The sequence below is a fragment of the Shewanella sp. S1-49-MNA-CIBAN-0167 genome, from assembly GCF_040310145.1.
Classification (GTDB): domain Bacteria; phylum Pseudomonadota; class Gammaproteobacteria; order Enterobacterales; family Shewanellaceae; genus Shewanella; species Shewanella psychromarinicola.
Map to the genome: position 1 here is coordinate 1 of NZ_JBEOPO010000118.1, position 481 is coordinate 481.

At 44.5% G+C, this 481-nt stretch carries 1 protein-coding gene; it reads left to right on the forward strand.

Annotation, left to right across the window (positions count from 1 at the left end):
- Positions 1 to 481 (forward strand): DUF885 domain-containing protein (locus AAEZ00_RS20630; protein WP_351089741.1); only part of this gene is annotated, 481 nt, incomplete at both ends.

Sequence of the window (481 nt, forward strand, 5' to 3'; positions counted from 1 at the left end):
AGCCTGTAGAGAGTTTTCGTGAGAAATCTGCCGCTGGCGCATCGTATGAATCACCAGCAGTTGACGGTTCACGCCCAGGTGTTTTTTATATCAATACTTACAACTTAAAAGCACAACCCAAATGGGGTATGACAACCTTGTCATTGCACGAAGCTGCTCCCGGTCATCATTTTCAGATTGCCATTAAGCAAGAGTTAACTGATGTTCCACAGTTTCAGCGCTTCCAGGGTTACACTGCATTTGAAGAAGGTTGGGCGTTGTATGCAGAGTACTTAGGGATTGAGATGGGCGTATTTAACGACCCATATCAGTATTTCGGCAAGTTATCTGATGAAATGTTAAGAGCAATGCGCTTAGTCGTAGATACAGGACTTCATGCGAAAGGCTGGAGTCGTGAACAAGCTATTCAATACATGAAAGACAATTCTCCAATGGCGGAGTCTGATATTGTTGCAGAAGTGGAGCGTTACATGGCCATACC